The following is a 15,478-nucleotide window of genomic DNA, read 5'->3' as shown; positions in this document are numbered from 1 at the left end:
CCGGTGCGCCGCTCCGAGATGTGACCGCGCACTGTATATGAAGACGGACCGAGCGCCTTGAGGGGGAGGCGCCCGCGTGGCACCGACGGAGGACACAGGCGACCGTGGACGCGCAAGGCCCTGGGCGGGACGGTGACATCGACCCCGCCGATCAGTGGGTGTTCGACCCGAACACCGGTAACTATGAGCTGAGGCTGAACCCTGCGGGGGAGACGGCCTCGGCCGCCGAGCCCCACCCGGCCCCCAGAACCGCAGGCCGCCGTCGCACCCCCCAGTCCGAACCACGGGGGCGCAGGCGGGCGGCGGCGAAACGGGAGCCGGAGAAGGCGGCGGCTCCCGCGAGCAGGCGAAAGCCGAAACCGAAGAAGACGAAGACGAGAAAGGCGCTGTACTGGGGCAGCGGCACCCTGGCATTCGTGCTGGTGGGCGGCTCCGCCGCGGCGTACTTCGTCTATCAGCACCTCAACGGGAACATCAGCAAGGTGGACATCGGCGAGAACAACGCCGCGGTCACCGACGGACCGATGAACATCCTGCTCATCGGCACCGACCGGCGTGATGGCAAGGGGAACGAGGGCTACGGGGACGCGGGGAGCGTCGGCCACGCCGACACCACGCTCGTCATGCATGTCTCCGGCGACCGGACCAACGCGACGGTGCTCTCCATCCCGCGCGACATGGTGACCGACATCCCCGACTGCACGACCAAGCAGGAGGACGGTTCGGAGAAGGTCGTCCCGGGCGAGCAGGAGGTGCGCTTCAACACCAGCCTGGGGCAGGAGGGGCGCGACCCCGGCTGCACCATGAAGACGGCCGAGAAGATCACCGGGCTGGACATCACCCACTTCATGATGGCCGACTTCAACGCCGTCAAGTCGATGTCCACGGCGGTCGGCGGGGTCGACGTCTGCCTCGCCAAGGACATCGACGACCCCAAGTCGCATCTGAAGCTGTCGGCCGGCCGTCACAACATCAAGGGCGAGGACGCGCTGGCGTTCGTCCGGACCCGGCACACCGTCGGCTTCGGCGGCGACCTGGACCGGATCAAGCTGCAGCAGCAGTTCCTCAGCTCCATGATGCGCAAGATGAAGGGGAACGGGACGCTCAGCAGCCCGAACAAGATGTGGGGCCTGGCCAACACTGCCACCAAGGCGCTCACCGTGGACACCGGCATCGGCACCGTCGACAAGCTGGTCTCGCTGGGGAAGGCGCTCGGCAAGGTCAACCTGAAGAACATGACCTTCACGACGGTTCCGGTCGTCGACAACGACGACGGCGCGACGGTGCTCCTCGACCAGACCAAGGCCGAGCCGCTGTTCACCATGGTCCAGCAGGATGTGTCGCTGACCGAGGTGAAGAAGAAGGAGAAGGCCGCCAAGGACAAGCAGGCGGCCCTCCTCAAGGGGCCGAAGGCCGACGCGTCGGAGGTCCGGGCCAAGGTGCTGAACGGCAGCGGGCAGACCGGAGCCGCCCAGGAGACCCTCGACTGGATGCAGAACATCGAGGGGATGCCGCTCACCAGCAACGGCGGAAACGCTCCGGCAGATCTGGAGAAGACCACTCTGGAGTACGCTCCCAACCAGGCGGACCAGGCACGCCGGCTGGCCGACAGCATGGGCTTGCCCTCGTCCGCGATGAAGCAAGGCACGAAGGACGCCGCCCCCAGGGCGGAGATGACACTGACGCTCGGCGCCGACTTCAAGGGCGCGGGAACTCCCATCTCCGCTCCGGCCCAGGCGCCGAAGGACATTCAGAAGGTCGAGGCCGACGACAAGAACGTCTGCGCCAAGTGACCACTCCCGGCCCGTCGGAGCGCCCTCGCCCATCGGTCCGGACGAGCACAGAAGTACGGGGAGGGGCCCGATGCGGCAGAGCAGTGTGCGGGGGGAGGGGCGGCGGCAAGCCGTGCCCGAACCCCGCGGCACCGGTGAGGGTGACAGCCCGCCCGGAGGAGAAGGCCCCGCGTCCGGCGACGCGGGGCGCCGCCACGGCGGTCAGCGGACCACGGCCAAGGGCGGCCGGGGGTTAAGGATGGTGCGGTGGAGCGCCCTGGCGCTCGCCGTGCTGGTCCTGGGCGCGGCAGCCGGCGGTTATGTGTACTACAACCACCTGAACGGCAATCTGAAGAAGGAAGCCCTCGACCTCGGCGACAGCAAGCTGGGCAAGCCCGAGCCGAACGCCGCCGGGCAGACTCCGCTGAACATACTGCTGATCGGTTCGGACGGCCGTAACACCGCGGAGAACGTCGAGCTGGGCGGCGCCAAGCAGGACGCCGACCGCAAGCCGCTGGCCGATGTGCAGATGCTGGTGCACGTCTCGGCCGACCGCAGCAACATGTCGGTGATCAGCATTCCGCGCGACACCCGGGTCACCATCCCCCGGTGCACCGACCCGGACGGCGGGCGCGTCTACCCGAAGACCGAGGCGGCGATCAACCAGTCGCTCCAGCACGGCGGTCCGGGCTGCACGGTGGCCACCTGGAAGGAACTGACCGGCATATACATCGATCACTTCATGATGATCGACTTCAGTGGAGTGGTCTCCATGGCGGACGCCGTCGGCGGCGTCCCGGTGTGCGTGAAGGACAACGTCTACTCGCATGACAGCAAGGGCCATGGCTCGGGGCTGCGGCTGACCAAGGGCACCCACTCCGTCAAGGGCGTCCAGGCCCTCCAGTGGCTGCGCACCCGCTACGGCTTCGAGGACAACACCGACATCGGCCGGGCCAAGGCCCAGCACATGTACATGAGCTCGATGATCCGTCAGCTGAAGAAGGGCACCAAGCTCAGCGACCCGGGCAAGCTCATGGACCTGGCGGAGGCGGCCACCGACGCGCTGACCGTCGACCACGGCCTCGGCGACGTCAAGAAGCTCTACAACCTGGGCAACGACCTGAAGCGGGTGCCGACCGAGCGCACCACCATGGTCACCATGCCCTGGCAGTACAGCGCGGACGAGCAGTTCGTGGAGCCCAAGCCCGGCGACGCCGAGCAGACCTTCGCGCTGCTGCGCAACGACACCGCGCTGGACGGCAAGGACAAGAAGAAGCCCGACAAGACCCCGGCCCCCACCGCGCCCAAGAGCGAGGTCCCGGTCGTCGTGCAGAACGGCACCGCCTCCATGGTGTACGGGCCCGTCTCCGGCCGGGCCGGTGTGATCACCAATGAGCTGATCGGGCTCGGCTACACCAAGGCCGCCGCGAACACGGTGCTCATCTCGCAGGCCGACACCACCGTGGCCTACCCGAACGAGGCCGAGCAGGGCGACGCGCTCGCCGTGGCCAAGGCTCTGGGGCTGCCCAAGAGCGCGGTGAAGTCCTCGAAGTCGGTGCAGGACGTGACCGTGGTGGTCGGCAACGACTGGCGCGCGGGCACGGCCTACCCGAAGGCCGGGGCGGCCGCAGCCGACGACGACAAGACGCCGGAGAGCGCCGACGCGCTCAACGGCGAGGACAAGAAGGCGTGCATGACGGTCAACCCGGACTACAGCTTCTGAGCGCGCACGGCGTAAGGGGCCGGACCACCTGGTCCGGCCCCTTAAGTCGTCAGCGCTTCTAGCCCTGCGCCATGACCGCCGGGCGGCGGCTGGCGATGACCTTCTTGGCGAGCGCCCGGGGGCTGGTCAGGAAGCCCCAGCCCCACGTCATGTGCATGGTCGCGAGCGCCAGCGGAATCCGCACCCGGGCCCCCACCGGAAGCCCCTTGCCCGCCGGGATCGAGCCCGCGACGATGGCCGCCAGATAGCCGCCCGGGACCAGGAAGCCCCACGGGGTGACGGCCGCGCCCACCACGGCGCCCGCCGCGATGGCCACCACGGCGGTCGGCGGGGCGAGGTAGCGCAGATTGATCGAGCCCTGGTGGAAGCGGGCGACGACATGGCGCCAGCGCCCGTAGTTCCGGTACTGCTTGGCCAGCTCCCGCACGTTCGGCCGCGGGCGGTACGAGACCCTCAGGTCGGGCGAGAACCAGACCAGCCCGCCCGCCTCACGGATGCGGAAGTTCAGCTCCCAGTCCTGGGCGCGGATGAACTCCTCGTTGTAGCCGCCCTGCCGCTCCAGCGCCTCGCGGCGGAAGACGCCCAGGTAGACCGTTTCGGCGGGGGCGGCCTCACCGCCGGTGTGGAAGGCGGCGTTCCCGACGCCGATCTTCGAGGTCATGGCGGCGGCCACGGCCCGCTCCCAGTCGTTCTCGCCCTCGGCGTACATGATGCCGCCGACGTTCTGCGCGCCGGTCTCCTCCAGCAGCCGCACGGCGGTCGCGATGTAGTTCGCCGAAAGCATGCCGTGCCCGTCGACCCGGACCACCACGGAGTGGCGGGACGCCTTGATCGCGGCGTTCAGCGCGGCCGGGGTGCGGCCCGTGGGGTTGGGCACGGTGTTCACCCGCGGGTCCTCGGCGGCCAGCTCGGCGGCGATCTCTTCAGTGCGGTCCGAGGACGGACCGACCGCGATCACCACCTCCATCTCACCGTCGTACTCCTGCTCCAGGATGTGCCGCACGGCGTTGCGCAGATGGCGTTCCTCATTGAGCACCGGCATGATCACGGAGACGGCCGGGAGCTGACGGGGGTCCATGGCACCTCGGGGTTTCGGGGGCCGGGCCCCCAGGAGACTGCAGTAGCGGGCCCACGGTACCGCGAATGGCGGCACCGGAACGCGCCGCCCGGGTGGCAGCGGGCGGTACGGGCGGCGTGGGGCGCCGGGACGCTCATCGTATGGCCCTACCGTGACAGCGGTTCCGACCCGCCAAGACCCCGCCCGGGCCGGTTCCGACCCGCCAGCGCCCCGCCCGGGCCCGTTCACGCCGGGCCCGTTCACGGAGGTCTCCTTCGGTGAGTGCACCGGCCCGATCGACGCGCCCCCGTCCCCGGTCCCGCTCCGGCCGCCGCCGTCGCTGGGGGCTGCGGATCGCCCTGTTCGTCGCGTGCCTGGTGCTGGCCGTCAGCGCGATCGGGCATCTGCTGGTCCGGGAGCTGGAATCCGGCATCCACCGGGTGGACGCCTTCGGCGGCCTGGACGACCGGCCGAAGAGCGCGGGCGGCGGCGTCAACTTCCTGGTCGTCGGCACCGACGGCCGGGACCGGATCACCCCGCAGGAGAAGGCGCTGTACCGGCTCGGCGGGGCGCCCTGCCACTGCACCGACACGATCATCCTGGTCCATCTGTCGGCGGACCGCCGCCGGGCCTCCCTGGTCAGCCTCCCGCGCGATTCGTACGCCGTGATCCCCACGTACACCGACCGCGCCGGGAAGCAGCGCCGCGCCCATCCGCAGCGGCTCAACGCCGCGTACGCCGAGGGCGGGCCCAGCCTGACCGTGCGCACCGTCGAGCACGCGACCGGGGTGCACATCGACCACTATCTGGAGGTCGACTTCACCAGCTTCATGAAGACCGTCGACGTGGTCGGCGGGGTGAAGGTGTGCACGGCCCGGCGGCTCAAGGACGACCACACCGGCCTCGACCTGCCGCCCGGCGCCCATGTCCTGGGCGGCGGCCAGGCGCTGCAGTACGTCCGCTCCCGGCACACCGACGGCACCTCCGATCTCGGCCGTATCCAGCGCCAGCAGCGCTTCCTGGCCTCGGTGCTCCACCAGACGACGGCGAGCGGCATCCTGCTGAACCCGGTGCGGTTCAACACCGTCGCCACCACCCTGCTCGGCTCGGTCCGCGCCGACCACGGCTTCGGCGCGGAGGACCTGATGGCGCTGGGCCGGGCCATGAACGGCCTCACCCCGGCGTCCTCCGAGTTCGCCTCGGTCCCGGTGGTTCTGCCCGGGCGGCAGCTCAAGGGCGTCGGCTCCACGCTCCACTGGGACCGGCCCAGGGCCGAGCAGCTGTTCGACGCCATCCGCGCGGACCGGCCGCTGACCAGCCACCACGCACGGCCCAAGGCCACCATCGTCGACGTGGGCCCGCAGCAGGTCCGGGTCCACGTGCTCAACGGCACCGGGACCGCCGGGCTCGCCCGCCGCGCGGACCGGGCGCTGCACGCCACCGGCTTCGCCACCACCGGCTCCCCCGCCGACGCGGCCACCAAGGACCTGGCGCGCACGGTCATCACGTACGACCCGGTCTGGGACCGCTCGGTGCGCACCCTGGCCGCCGCGCTGCCCGGTGCGCAGCTGAAGCCGGTGCCGGGGCAGGGCGGGGTCATGCAGGTCACGGTCGGCGCGGACTACAAGGACGTGCGCCCGGTACGCACCGAGGACCCGCGCCGGGACCGGCCCGGCATCGCCGCCGTCACCGGCGACGAGGTCTCGTGCGCCTAGCGAAGCCCTGTTCAGCTGAGTGACGACTGAAGTACTCTCCGTGTCCTGACCAAGGCGGGGTACGGGGGTACGTGGTGAGGACAGGAGCCGGGGACAGGATCGCGGGCCGGTATCTCCTCCAGGAGCCCATCGGCAGAGGCGGGATGGGCATCGTCTGGCGGGCCCACGACGAGCTGCTGGACCGGCGGGTCGCGGTCAAGTGCGCCCGCCCGGACGACGAGCGCGCCGCACAGCGGCTCAAGAAAGAGGCGCGCAACGCGGCGCGGCTGCACCACCCGAACATCGTCGCGGTCTTCGACTTCGTGGAGGGCGGCTCCGTGGAGGGCGGCTCCGGCGAGGGCCGCTTCGGCGAGGGGTACGACGTCTGCTGGATCGTCATGGAGTACGTGCCCGGCGCCAGCCTCGCGGAGCTGGTGAGGGAGCGCGGCCCGCTCTCCCCGGAGGAGGCGGCCTCCATCGGCTGCCAGATCGCGGCCGCCCTGGCGACGTCCCACGCCGAGGGTGTGGTGCACGGCGACGTCACCCCGGAGAACATCCTGGTCACCGGGGACGGGGTCGCCAAGCTGACCGACTTCGGCATCTCCCGGGCGCTGTGGAGCGAGGTCACCATCACCATGACCGGCGGGGTGCAGGGCAAGCCGCCGTATCTGCCGCCCGAGGTGGCCCGGGGCGGCACGGCCGACCGGAAGTCCGACATCTTCTCGCTGGGCGCCTCGCTCTTCGCGGCGGTCGAGGGCCGGTCGCCGTACGGCGAGGCCGCCCACCCCATGGCATACGTGGCACGGGCCATCGACGGCTCCATCGCGACCCCGCACCGGGCCGGACCGCTCGGCGAACCGCTCGCCGCGCTGCTGGAGGTGGAGCCGGGGCAGCGTCCCGCCGCGACCAAGGCGCTGCGGCTGCTGCGGCAGGCCGCCACACCTACAGCCGCCGCGCCCACCGCGGCCGTACCCCCAGCGGAACCGCACGCGCTGAACCGGACCTTCCGCACCCTCCGCACGTTGCGGTTGCTGCCGCCGCCCGCGGGCGGCCGGGCCCGGCGCCGCCCGGGCCGCGGGGTGGTGATCACCGCGACCGCGCTGGTCACCGTGGCGGCCCTGGCGACCGGCCTGGCCCTCTTCGGCCCCTGGTCCGGCGGCTCCTCCGACGACTCCCGCGACTCCCCCGGCGGACGCGGCACGGGCGACGCGAAGCCCTCTGCCGCCCGCCGGGCGGGCACCATCGGCGACGCCCGGACGGCCGACCCCTGCGCCCTGCTCGACGCGGCGTCACTGAGCCGCTTCGGCGAGACCGAGCTCGACCCGGACTACGGGGAGCTGGACCGATGCGACGTCCTCCTACACGGCGACAGCGGTGACGACGTCGCGGACGTACAGATCAACTTCGACGCCGATCCGGCCGAGCCGGGCGACGAACGGCCCGCCCGAAGGATCGGCAACGTCACGGTCATGACGTCCCCGCGCGACGGCGACATCTGCGAGCGGACCCTCGCGCTCGCCGACCGCAAACAGATCCGGGTGATCGCCAAACGGCTCGGCTCCCCCGCCCCCGACCCGTGCGCACTGGGCGACGCCGCCACCGATCACGCCGTCGCGGTGCTGGACCGCGGCCAGGTCCCCCGGCGCACCTCGGCGCCGAACGCGCGCTCCCTGGCCCGGGTGAACGCGTGCGAACTGCTCGACGCCACCGCGCTGCGGCGGCTCCCCGGCGTCGGGGCGCGGCCCTCGGACCCGGGCTTCGGGAACTGGCGGTGCGAGTGGGAGGACGGCTCGGGCGACACCGGAGTGGAGCTGGAATTCGACCGGAGCAGCACGTTCGACACGGACGACGGGCAGCCCACGGTCCTCGCCGGGCGGAAGACCACCGTGACCCCGGCGGACTTCGGCGACGACAGCTGCGTCGTCCGCACACTCCACCGCTCGTACCGCAACGCCCTGGGCGACCCCACCGTCGAACTCATGACGCTGAACGCCTACGGACCGCAGCCGCCCCGGAAGCTCTGCCGCACCGCGAAGGCGCTCGCCGCCACGGCCGCGAAGAAACTCCCGACGCCATGAGCACGCCATGACCACGCCGGGCCCCCTCCGCGCGCTGCCGGCCACCCACGGCAGTCTCGCCCGCGGCGTGACCTCCCCGGTGCCCGGCACCGTCTTCGCCCTCGCCCTCACCGGCGGCATGACGCTGGGCCCCGGCGACGGCCGCGAGCTGATCTTCGGCCGCAACCGGCCCGAGGTCCATGTGTGCCTGGGCGAGGACGACGCCCGGGTCAGCCGCCGCCACGGCAAGCTGACCCACCGCGACGGCCGCTGGTGGGTGACCAGCACCGGCCGGCTCCCCCTCCGCTGCCCGGCCCGGCTGCTGTTCACCGGCGAGGAACCGCTCCCCCTCGCCACCGGCTACACCCCGCTGTTCGTCCGCGGCTCGGGCCACCGCGAACACCTCCTGGAGGTCTTCGTCACCGGCCCCGAGGACGCACCGCCCCCACCCCGCCCCGGCGACGTCACCCGCCCGCCCCGGGTGTGGCTGCTCACCGAAGACGAGAAGCTCGCCCTCGTCGTCCTGGGCCAGCGCTACCTGCGCCACGAGCCCCGCCCCCAGCCCCTCACCTGGCGGCAGACCGCCGAACACCTCGCCGAGCTGCGCCCGGGCGCGGGCTGGCGCGAGAAACGCGTCGAGCACCTGGTCAACCGGGTCCGCACGACCCTGTCCCGCGACGGCGTCCCCTATCTGACCCGCGAGGAAGTCGGCGAACCGGTCGGCAACGCCCTCAACGACCACCTGATCCGAGCCCTGATGACATCCACCACCCTCGTCCCCCCGGACCTGACCCTGATCGACCCGCCCTGACCGGAGCGGGATGTCGTCGCGCCATCCCGTACAACCTCACCGATCCCCCACGCGTCTCACACAGGACGTACACAACAGGGGTAGGGGAACCATGCACCGCAGAACCGCCGCCACTCTGGCCGCTGTCGCCCTCACCGCCGCACTCAGCGGGTGCGGCAGCGACGACTCCAAGACGGACGCGCCGGAGAAGGCACCGGCAACCTCGGCGACGACCGCGGCCACGACCGCGAAGCCCAAGACGGACGCCGAGACCGCCACCGGCATCCCGCCGAAGCCTGACGCCGCAACGCAAGCCGCGTACATCCGCGCCTTGACCGCGATCGATCCTGGGATCGTCGACGGAGACGAGGACAAGGCGGTAAGCAGAGGCCGCGACCAGTGCAGCACCATTCACAACTTCCCGAAGGATGCCGCGAAGCAGGCTGACCTCGCGAACCAACGGTTCACCTCCCCCAGTCACCCGGAGGGCTTCGGGCAAGCCACCGCCACGCTTATCGTCAAGGCCGTACACGCGAACCTCTGCCCCACGTTCTGAATCTGGCCTCGTTTCGGCCCGGGCCGTTGGCGTACCCGAGAGGTGGGCCGTTCGCAAGACGATCACCGATACCGACCGCAAGCAGGCTCTCCGGTAACACACCAAGGCAAATACTCGGAGTCCAGATCGCCCGCGAACTCAATCTAACCGGCTTGGACTTCCGCCTCGCTCCGGGCAGCCAAGCTTCCTAAGCCATGCGAACTGCAAAAGAAACGAGTCATACCCAGGCCCCCTGGACCCACCGATCCCACCAAGAAGACATGAGCAGGAAAGCGCGAGAGCTGATTCATATCAGCTACGGGGCAGCTTCCAGTACTTTTCGCGCACCTTCAACAAACGCCGTCTTGGCGACTTCAATGCCATCAACAGCGGCCTCAAACTCGCCCGCAGTCATTAATCCACCCGCCAGGTAGAACGATAACGAGGTTTGCAGGACTGCCGCGCAATCCCAGAGTTCATGAGCGAGAGAACCAACCGCATCCGGCCCCGCCAGCGCAACACTCACACGCTCTCTATAGAGAGCGTGTGACGCCGACTCAAGGCCCTCCATTGCATCCTGCACTACGTCCCTAGCAAACTGCGAATCAAATTCCAACTGAATGCGCGCTTGCTCGACAAGAGCGAAAATCGCCCGGTCCAGAGGCTCGGCAGCCTCCAGAAATTTCCTGTAAGAATCGCGGCGCTCTTCGCGCAACTGTTTACGATGCTCCATTTCCCCCTGATCCCCTGCTTGGCGACGGGTCGCTATGTACGTCAGGCCGCCGGTGCCCAACGTTCCTACGACTGCCACGCTTGCCCCTAGAAGAGCCACCAGCCCCTGATTCATAGCATGGATTCTTGCTCGCCTTGTGGGTAGCGCGCAGCGACTTGCTGCGTAGACACCGCCGGATTCTGCAGGCCTTGAGGATGGCACCACCCGGTCTCGGGTGAACGTCGCAAGGATCGCTCGACGAAGCCCGGTGTCCTCTGCCGTCCGTCGGCGCTCTGGTCGGCGTGATCGGCGTTGCCCGCCTTTGCGGCAGTTCGCCACCCGCGCGTTTAGCAACGCCCCGCGCAGTCGCTCATGGTCCGCATGGGGGGCGTTGACGAGTTCCCTCGATCGCCTGCTCCCGTAGGCTCCGGTCGACGCACACGATGACGGCCCGCCCCGAATACCACGGGGGCGGGCCGTCGTTGTGCAGGTGGCGCACTTACTCGACGCTGCCGAACTCCCCCGAGGCAGCAGCAGCGGCGAACGCGGACAGCGCCTCGCGGGGGAACAGCAGCGCGGGGCCGTTCGGGCGCTTGCTGTCCCGAACGGCCACCGTCTCGGCGTCGACGACGCCGCACTCGACGCACTGCGCCCCGCTGTCGCTGAACGAGGACTTCCACCACGTCACAGGAAGGGCGGAGGCGTCGTCTACATGGCTCATGTGTTCTTCCTTATCTCTGCGATCAGATCCGCCGACGACTCGACCGAGAGCGCGGCGGAGGTCAGCCGTTGCCAGGCATCCCGGTGCGCGGCGACCTGGTCGCGTTCCTCGACGTACAGGGCGGAGGTCAGCCCTTCCATGTGGACGACGTCGAGGTCAGCATGCGGGCCGAACCCCAGAATCGTGAAGCTGCCCAACTGTCCGACGTGCAACGACGCGTTGGCGGGCAACACCTGAATGTTCACGTTCGGTCGCTGTCCCATGGCGAGCAGCCGACCCAGTTGCTCATGCATGAGGCCGTCTACATCCGAGGTCGAACGCAGGGACTGTTCGACGATGATCGCCCAGAGGGTGAGCGGGGCATCGCGGGTGAGCACCGCCTGACGCGCAAGCCGGACCTCGACCAGCGCGTCGACGCGCGCCTCGACCGCCTCGGACATGGCCGTCGCCCGGATGATCTCGCGGGCGTACAAACCGGTCTGGAGCAGGCCGGGAATCACGCCCAGCTGCCACGATGAGACCGATTCGGCCTCGGCCTCAAGGCTGATCAGGTCCTCATACACAGGCGTGAGGACACCCCGGTACGAGTGCCACCAACCGCGCTGAGACCCCTCTTTAGTGAGCGTGAGCAGCGCGGCGCGAAGTTCGTCGCTCACCTCGCGCCCCAACTCGACGTACAGGTCGAGCAGGGCCTCGACATCCTTCGCCTTGGCCGGACTCTTGGCCGTCTCGATCCTCGACAACTTCGAGGAGACGAACCGGCCGCAGGACTTCTCCGCGACCTCTTCGAGGGTGAGTTCGCCCCGTAACGCCTTCAACTTCGCACCGAGGCGCCGACGGCGCACTGTAGGCGCACTCACGTTCGCCCCCTCCGATCCAATGACTTGCTCGACAGTCTGCCGTGCCTCTACTTCGGCTGTCACCTGCGCACTTGACACTCTGCACTCCCATAGCATCGCCATATGCAATTTTCTACGAAAGTGTGGGATGACTTGCGCGAGCGAGCGCCGAGGGAGCAATCTGATGTGACGTAACGCAACTGCATCGTCACAGCGCTACGGAATCCAGTGCGCGCTGCGGCGCTTTCCCGTGAGGGGACAGGCATGATCGAACGACGGCGGGCCGTTCTGCCCGCCAGCAGCTCACTGCCAGACGGTCCGTCGCCGATTCTGTTACTGGCGAAGGATCTCGAATCCCCCAAAGCCGCCCGCGAGTTCGCACGCGAGTTCATCGCGTACCACGTTCCGGGCGCATCCGAGGACCACATCGACGCGGTCGTCCTGGTGGTGTGCGAACTGGTCACCAACTCGGTTCGGTACGGCACCGAACCAGGCGACTCCCTGCGGGTGACGCTCAGCGTCGACGACACCCGGACGCGTGTCGAGGTACGGGACCCCGTACGCCGTCGCCCGCGCCTCCGTCCCGCGTCCGCACAACGCGACCGCGGGCGCGGCCTGATCATCCTCGACGCGCTGCGCCCCGGCTCGTGGGGAGTGGACGACGCCCCGTTCGGCAAGACCGTGCGGGCCGAGGTGAAGGGGTCATGACAGTGCGCTACCACGTCTGACCAGACACAAAACGGGCCGCCCCGGAGTGATGTGGACCCCGGACCGGCCCGCCGCGGTCGAGCGTACAAGGCGAAATCCGACACCACGGAAGGTATGAGCCATGCCCCCACCAGCCCCCGCACTGATCACCAATCCGTCCGCCACCACACCCAACGAAGGGATGAGCATGGACGCGTTAGCCGGTATCCGATCCATCGAGCTCGTGGCGCAGCTCCTTGGTCGCGCGGCGGCGGGCCAGCCGGTGGGTGCGGCGGATCTCGGCCCCCTGGTAGCGGCGCTTGTCGCGCTCGGTCTCCGGTATGACCGGCGGTACGGGCCGGGACTTGCCGTCGGCGTCGCCCGCGGCGAAGACCAGAGAGGCGCTGCCGACCTGGGGTGGCGGGGGTGAAAACTGCTGTTGGTTGCATGGTTTTGGGGGGGAGGAACGGGAGTTCCTGGATCGAAAGCGTGACCTTTTCGCGGGTGTGGTCGTTGGGTGGGTGGCAGGCGGATTGCCGCCGGGCTCGTGGAAGGGAGGGGCGGAGTGGGTGTGCTGCGTGAGCTGTCTGCGCCGTTCATCGTCCCCGGCCCGTCCGGTGTCGCGATCCGTACGCGGCTCAAGGGCCTGACCATGGGGGACGAGGAGGTGCTGCGGCTGGTCGGCGCGCAACTTGGAACACTGGCTTCGCGTGACCTCAAGCGGCGCTGTGCCGAGGGGCTGGAGCACTCCACGGACACGTGGCCGAAGCGCAAACGCGCTCTGACCGGGGAGTCCTCGTCGCGGTGGGCGGGCAGCATCACCAAGGCCACGCACGACCAGTGGGCGCTGTCGCGGCGTGCGCAGTACGCCCACATCCAGACTCTGGAAGCCGGTGTGCGCACCATCACCCACCGGCTGTCGCTGCCGGTAGGCGCAAAGGGAACCAAGCGGACCCCGGGCGGCTACCGCACCCGACAGGAGTGGTTCACCAAGGCACGCCGCCTGCACCTCCTACAAGACCGGCTCGCTGCCGAGCGCGCCGACCGCGAAGCGGGCCGTGTACGCGTAGTGCGAGGGGGAAAGCGGCTGGCCCGCATCCGTCACCACCTCACACAAGGGCAGCTCACCGAGGACAGGTGGCGGCAGCGGTGGGAAGCCGGACGCTGGTTCCTCCAAGCCGACGGTGAGAGCGGGAAGCGGCTGGGGAACGAGACGATCCGCGTCACGCCTGACGGCCAGGTCAGCATCAGACTCCCGGCACCACTGGCACATCTGGCGAACGCCGAGCATGGCCGGTACGTCCTCACCGGCACCGTCGCCTTCCGCCACCGGCGCGAGGAGTGGGCCGACCGAGTGTCGGCGAACCGATCCGTGGCCTACCGCATCCACCTGGACGCGGACCGCCACCGCTGGTACATCACCGCCTCCTGGACAATCCCGCCGGTCAAGACCGTTCCGCTGACTCAGGCCCGCGCTGGTGGCCTGATCGGCGTCGATACCAACGCCGACCACCTCGCGGCATGGCGCCTGGACGAGTACGGCAACCCGGTCGGCGACCCACGCCGGTTCTCCTTCGACCTCAACGGACCGGCCACCTACCGCGACGCACAAGTACGGCACGCGCTGGTGCGCCTGCTGCACTGGGCCAGGCGCCACGGCCTGAGCATCGCGATCGAGGATCTGGACTTCCAGGCGGAGAAGACCCGGGAAAAGCACGGCAGACGCAAACGATTCCGCAAGCTGATCTCCGGCATGCCCACCTCCAAGCTGCGGGCACGGCTGGCCTCGATGGCGACCGAACTCGGCATCACCATCGTGGCCATCGACCCCGCCTACACCTCCAAGTGGGGCGCCCAGCACTGGCAAAAACCCCTCACCAGCAAGAACAGGAAGACCACTCGCCACGACGCGGCCGCCGTGTCGATCGGAAGGCGCGCCCTGGGACACCCGATCCGGCGACGGACGGCACCGCCCCCACACGACCAGAGCGATCGTGCGGGGCATCGGACCGCCCAGGCCCGACCGGCCACCCCAGGACGTGAGGAAACCCGCCCCCGCATCCCCGGACCACGCACACGATGCGCGCGCACCGGACGCGGAGCGAACGCGGGCGACCAGGGTGCCCAACACCGTCCGGGGCACCCGGCTGAGCATGAGTTCTGGCACCAGGACTCACCCCCGCTCAGTCTTTAGGAACGGTGGATTCGTTCCAGCGCTCGGCCAGCTCCAGGTGATCAAGGACTACGTCGAGAACCAGAAACGCCGGTCGCCCCCGTCGGGATTTCGCGACGGGGCACCCGCCTTCTACTCGCCCGGGCGCTGTTCGCGCAGCTCCCGAATGGCACGGCGGCGGGCAAGCCGGTGCGTACGTCTGATCTGCGCCTCTTCAAAGCGCCGCTTGTCGCGCTCCGTCTCGGGAAGCACAGGGGGGACCGTGCGCGGCTTGCCGTCGGCGTCGACCGCGGCGAACACCAGGTAGGCCGATCCGACCTGCTGTGCTGGCGTCGACTCGTTCCAGCGTTCGGCCTCGACACGTACGCCGATCTCCATGGACGTTCGGCCAGTCCAATTGCACTGTGCGTGAACATGCACAAGATCGCCCACACGGGCGGGCAGGAGAAACGCCATTTCATCCATGGACGCTGTTACGGCGGACCCGCCCGAGTGCCGCCCCGCGACTGCTCCGGCCGCGTCGTCCACCAACTTCATGATCACGCCACCATGGACCGTGCCGAGCAAGTTCGTGTCGGCGGCCGTCATGATGTGCGACAGCGTGGTACGGGAGGCGGACGTGGGCTTGCCCGGAAGGTCCACGCCCTGGGCCTGTTTGGTCATGGCGTCCACCCTATGCGGGCGGGGTTCTTATCAGCTCTGCAACAGCCATGCCGCG

General features: G+C 69.5%; 13 protein-coding genes and 1 pseudogene. 8 read left to right on the top strand and 6 right to left on the bottom strand.

What is annotated here, in order from left to right; translation table 11 throughout:
• Positions 1–104 precede the first annotated feature (104 nt).
• Positions 105–1,793 carry an LCP family protein gene (locus ABZ370_RS03955; RefSeq protein ID WP_358615920.1) on the top strand — a complete coding sequence of 563 codons (1,689 nt, stop codon included), beginning with the start codon at positions 105–107 and terminating at the stop codon, positions 1,791–1,793.
• 70 nt (positions 1,794–1,863) lie between these two features.
• Positions 1,864–3,495 (top strand): LCP family protein, encoded by a 1,632-nt coding sequence (locus ABZ370_RS03950; protein ID WP_358615918.1) that lies wholly within the window; start codon positions 1,864–1,866, stop codon positions 3,493–3,495.
• Between the two features lie 58 nt (positions 3,496–3,553).
• Here ABZ370_RS03950 and ABZ370_RS03945 read toward each other — a convergent pair whose 3' ends face one another.
• Positions 3,554–4,573, bottom strand: a complete 1,020-nt coding sequence (locus tag ABZ370_RS03945) for a glycosyltransferase family 2 protein (RefSeq protein ID WP_358615916.1) — start codon at positions 4,571–4,573, stop codon at positions 3,554–3,556.
• Between the two features lie 257 nt (positions 4,574–4,830).
• Between ABZ370_RS03945 and ABZ370_RS03940 the strand changes: the two genes are divergently transcribed.
• The 4 genes from ABZ370_RS03940 to ABZ370_RS03925 all read left to right on the top strand — a co-directional run bounded on the left by ABZ370_RS03940 (position 4,831) and on the right by ABZ370_RS03925 (position 9,649).
• Positions 4,831–6,267, top strand: a complete 1,437-nt coding sequence (locus ABZ370_RS03940) for an LCP family protein (RefSeq protein ID WP_358615913.1) — start codon at positions 4,831–4,833, stop codon at positions 6,265–6,267.
• Between the two features lie 71 nt (positions 6,268–6,338).
• A complete protein-coding gene (locus ABZ370_RS03935; RefSeq protein ID WP_358615910.1) occupies positions 6,339–8,324 on the top strand; it encodes a serine/threonine-protein kinase in 1,986 nt (661 codons plus the stop codon).
• A 7-nt stretch (positions 8,325–8,331) separates the two neighbouring features.
• Positions 8,332–9,114, top strand: a complete 783-nt coding sequence (locus tag ABZ370_RS03930; protein ID WP_358615907.1) for an FHA domain-containing protein — start codon at positions 8,332–8,334, stop codon at positions 9,112–9,114.
• A 91-nt stretch (positions 9,115–9,205) separates the two neighbouring features.
• Positions 9,206–9,649 (top strand): hypothetical protein, encoded by a 444-nt coding sequence (locus ABZ370_RS03925; RefSeq protein WP_358615905.1) that lies wholly within the window; start codon positions 9,206–9,208, stop codon positions 9,647–9,649.
• Between the two features lie 295 nt (positions 9,650–9,944).
• On the opposite strand, the gene ABZ370_RS03920 is transcribed toward ABZ370_RS03925, so the two are convergent.
• From ABZ370_RS03920 to ABZ370_RS03910, 3 genes are all read right to left on the bottom strand, one after another.
• The gene (locus tag ABZ370_RS03920) at positions 9,945–10,475 is read right to left on the bottom strand and encodes a hypothetical protein (RefSeq protein ID WP_358615902.1); all 531 of its coding nucleotides are present in this window, start codon (positions 10,473–10,475) and stop codon (positions 9,945–9,947) included.
• Positions 10,476–10,839: 364 nt separating this feature from the next.
• A complete protein-coding gene (locus ABZ370_RS03915; RefSeq protein WP_358615900.1) occupies positions 10,840–11,061 on the bottom strand; it encodes a DUF397 domain-containing protein in 222 nt (73 codons plus the stop codon).
• A complete protein-coding gene (locus ABZ370_RS03910) occupies positions 11,058–11,921 on the bottom strand; it encodes a DUF5753 domain-containing protein (RefSeq protein ID WP_358616093.1) in 864 nt (287 codons plus the stop codon). Before ABZ370_RS03910 ends, ABZ370_RS03915 begins: the two co-directional genes overlap by 4 nt.
• A gap of 243 nt (positions 11,922–12,164) precedes the next feature.
• Between ABZ370_RS03910 and ABZ370_RS03905 the strand changes: the two genes are divergently transcribed.
• Positions 12,165–12,608: an ATP-binding protein gene (locus ABZ370_RS03905; RefSeq protein WP_358615897.1), complete on the top strand. Its 444-nt coding sequence runs from the start codon at positions 12,165–12,167 to the stop codon at positions 12,606–12,608.
• A gap of 196 nt (positions 12,609–12,804) precedes the next feature.
• On the opposite strand, the pseudogene ABZ370_RS03900 reads toward ABZ370_RS03905, so the two are convergent.
• A pseudogene (locus ABZ370_RS03900) lies at positions 12,805–13,002 on the bottom strand (acyl-CoA thioesterase); the annotation flags it as partial.
• 150 nt (positions 13,003–13,152) lie between these two features.
• Here ABZ370_RS03900 and ABZ370_RS03895 point away from each other — a divergent pair.
• Positions 13,153–14,781 carry an IS200/IS605 family accessory protein TnpB-related protein gene (locus tag ABZ370_RS03895; protein WP_358615894.1) on the top strand — a complete coding sequence of 543 codons (1,629 nt, stop codon included), beginning with the start codon at positions 13,153–13,155 and terminating at the stop codon, positions 14,779–14,781.
• 111 nt (positions 14,782–14,892) lie between these two features.
• On the opposite strand, the gene ABZ370_RS03890 is transcribed toward ABZ370_RS03895, so the two are convergent.
• Positions 14,893–15,423: an acyl-CoA thioesterase gene (locus tag ABZ370_RS03890; protein WP_358615892.1), complete on the bottom strand. Its 531-nt coding sequence runs from the start codon at positions 15,421–15,423 to the stop codon at positions 14,893–14,895.
• Positions 15,424–15,478 lie beyond the last annotated feature (55 nt).

The organism is Streptomyces sp. NPDC005962 (assembly GCF_040629205.1).
In the GTDB taxonomy this organism is placed as follows: domain Bacteria; phylum Actinomycetota; class Actinomycetes; order Streptomycetales; family Streptomycetaceae; genus Streptomyces.
The sequence above is the reverse complement of the archived record's forward strand: the minus strand, read 5'-3'. Positions and strand labels throughout refer to the sequence as shown.